Origin of the sequence: Marivita sp. (assembly GCF_022763305.1) — a bacterium.
Classification (GTDB): Bacteria; Pseudomonadota; Alphaproteobacteria; order Rhodobacterales; family Rhodobacteraceae; genus Marivita.
This window is the reverse complement of record NZ_JALEGT010000060.1, coordinates 1-2,869: the sequence shown is the minus strand read 5'-3', so window position 1 is coordinate 2,869 and position 2,869 is coordinate 1. Positions and strand designations below refer to the sequence as shown.

The 2,869-nt window shown below is 63.3% G+C and carries 3 protein-coding genes; all 3 read right to left on the bottom strand.

Translation table 11 applies throughout. The annotated features are described in order from the left end of the window. Positions 1-43 precede the first annotated feature (43 nt). Positions 44-340, bottom strand: coding sequence for a hypothetical protein (locus tag MRY75_RS12070; protein WP_009827033.1), 297 nt, complete (start codon positions 338-340; stop codon positions 44-46). Between the two features lie 116 nt (positions 341-456). Beyond that, entirely contained in the window at positions 457-837 is a 381-nt protein-coding gene (locus MRY75_RS12065) for a DUF3768 domain-containing protein (protein ID WP_292308109.1), read from the bottom strand. Positions 838-963: 126 nt separating this feature from the next. Next, positions 964-2,869: chromosome partitioning protein ParB (locus MRY75_RS12060; protein ID WP_292308107.1), on the bottom strand; the 1,906-nt coding region annotated here is incomplete at its 5' end.

The following is a 2,869-nucleotide window of genomic DNA, read 5'->3' as shown; positions in this document are numbered from 1 at the left end:
CGACCGTTACGCGAGGCCGCCCCGGAGTTTCCTTTGGGGGGCTTCAGGCCGCAGCGTCGCCGCGGTTTTCAGCCGTCCGGTCAACCAGGTTGAAATACAGATTCTCGGTCGCGCGCTTGAACCCCGGCGGTTTGCGCGGGGCGAGGCAACGCACCGAAGCACTGCAACTCTCACCATGCTCCATTGCGAACTGCGTCACCTTGTCGATCAAATCGTCCATGCCCGCGGCCTGGACGCGCTTTTCGGGGTAGGTCGCCATCATATGGAACTGGGTAACAACGAAGGCGCCGTCACGATGCGCGGGATAGAGGGTGATCTGGTAATCGAGTGTCTTGGCCATCTCTGGTCTCCTGCAGCAGGCCGGACGCGATCATCGCGCCCCTTGAAACCCGCCAGCCCGAAAGGACCGCCCTTTATGCAAGGACGGCCCGGGGCGGCGATTGGGGGTGGAGGGCGTCAGTATTCCGACGGGAGAAGCAAGGTCAGCACGCGACGCGTCTGTTTCGGGTCGGAAGGCTCAGGCGAGCCGTACTGATAATCGACGTCGTACAAGTCGATCTTGAACCAAACCTTCGTGCCATTGAATTCGATGACCCCCATCTCGTGCAATCCCTGCGGGTCACTGTCGGCATTGAAGGCGTCGAACGCGGCAACGCGGCGTGTGAGTTCCAGTTGTGCGTCGGGTCCAAGCGCGGCGACGCCACATGTCATCACAAACTGTCCCTCCGGGGCATCGGCAACGGAAGGATTGCCGAGGATGGAATTGCGAAACGCGTCATTCTGCGCGGCGATGCGTGCGGCTTCCTGAACAGGATCGAGGTCGAGTCTGGTGGTCATAGGATGTCTCCGGGACGGGCCAGCCGATCCGATATCGGCTGTCGGCAACCCGTCAGCCGGAAAGAGCCGCCCTCGATGTGAGGGCGGCCCAAAGCTCATGTCGTGATCAGGTCGGTGTTCGCTTCGTCAGGCCGCATCTCCGCTAAGGAAGGCGGGCAAGGACGATGGTTCATTGCTCTCCGCCTCGGCCAGAGCGTCTGCGGCAGGCACGTCGCCTTCCTCCGCCTCGGGCGCATCGCCAATCATTTTGGCGTCGGCCTCCGCCGCACCGGCAAACACCATCCCGTCTGGCAGCCAGCGCGTTGTCTTTGCTGCCGTCGCCGCGTCGAAACCTTCCGTCTCGCCGGCCGTTTCCGCGAAAGCGCGCTCCATCGCGGCTGCGAGATCGCCCTTGCGTTCGCGATTGCGATCCTCGGCGTAATCATCGCCGATGAGCTTGCGCGCCGTGGCCACCGCATGCCCCTTGTTGACGCGACCCCAGTAGTTCTGGGCACTCGGGCGCCAGCAGGCCGCCACATCGACGTCGAGCCGCGCACCAATCTCCTCAATGATGTGGGAGGGGCGATTGTCAGAGGAGAGCTGCGGCTTGACCGCGAGACCCGTCGCCCAGGCGAAAAGCGCCTGCTTGTCCGCAATGGGCAGGGCCGACATCGCCCGGAAGTCATCGGGTTTCTCCAGCTTCATCCAGTCGGTGGCGAGGTCCTGCTCCAACGCCTCAAGCATCTTCTGAGCGACGGTGTCCGCATGCAGCACCTCGCGGTTTTGCGCCTGGAAGGGCCGGATGGAGATATCGAGCGCCTCGTTGTTGTAGGACCGCCCCAAAGCCTGCTCGCAGAGCGCGTAGAGCATCGCATCGAAAGCCACCTCGAAATCCGCCGCCAGATGCGCCCGCAGGATGTGCTGACGCGTGGCGCGCAGATCGTCGGCCAGGCTCGCCGAAATCCCGTCCGCCTTGCGCAACGTCGCGGCCGGGTCGGAGCTCGGCACCGGCGTGGAGGAGGTCGGCGGCGTCACCTGTGGGCGGGCAGGGGAGGGAGCGCCATCCGGATCTGCGGTGGTATCGTCCGGTTCGGGCGCAACAGGAATGTCCTCGGGCCGCACCAGGCCTTTCTCGACGCGCAACACCCCGTCATGGCCGATGGTCAGGACTACACCGGCGATAGCGCGATCTGCCTCGGCATAGGGTTGCCGTTCGCGCTGCATGGCTTCAATTTCGCGCAAACGCGGCTCGATGGCGTAGTATTCTTCGGTCTCCGCGTCGGTCCAGTCCTCCCCGTCGTTCTGCGCCGCCAATTCTTCCTCACGCGCGATGAGACGTTCCTCCTCGGCCAGCATGTCCGCATCCGGTTCGATGTCCTGCGGATAGACCCGCCCGAAACTGCGAAACGCGCCATAATCCACCGAAAGATGCACTTCGACCCATTTCCATATCCCTTCGAAGGGTTTGGCCGCAGCCTGCAGTTTCTCAATGGCGAGACGCTCCAAGAGGTCGGGGTTTTCCATATGAGCGGTTGCCCGGTCGTCGAAGAGATCCCGCAGCAGAACCCCGCCCGCCGCCTCATACGCCTCGATGCCGACAAATCGACCAATTGCCGAGTTCGCCGAATGTGCGGCCCCGGTCAGCTGACGTTTGATGCTCTGCGGATGGATGTGATAGCCGCCCTTCACGGCGTTCCAGACCGCGAGCTGGCGGTCATGGTCGTCGGTCAGCGTGAAAGCCATCACGCATTCGAGGGTCAGATCACCGGCACGAAACTGCTCGATGATTTCGGGTGCGACACGGGCGAGTTTGAGGCGACGGCGCACCAGGTCGACGGAGACGCCGAATTTGAGCGCAATCTCGTCTTCGCTGCGACCCTCGCCGATCATCTTGTCGAAGGCCTCGAACTGGTCTGCCGGATGCATCGCCGCGCGCTGGAGGTTTTCTGTGGCCGAGGTAAGGATGGCGTTGCGCTCGTCCTCGACAAGGCAGGGCACTGGATGATCAGCGGGGATCACACCGTCCTCGGCGAGTTGTTTCAGCGCCTTGAGG

What these genes read in the sequence shown, in the direction of transcription:
- MRY75_RS12070 (WP_009827033.1), bottom strand. Translation starts at nt 340, where the DNA reads ATGGCCAAGACACTCGATTACCAGATCACCCTCTATCCCGCGCATCGT.
- MRY75_RS12065 (WP_292308109.1), bottom strand. Translation starts at nt 837, where the DNA reads ATGACCACCAGACTCGACCTCGATCCTGTTCAGGAAGCCGCACGCATC.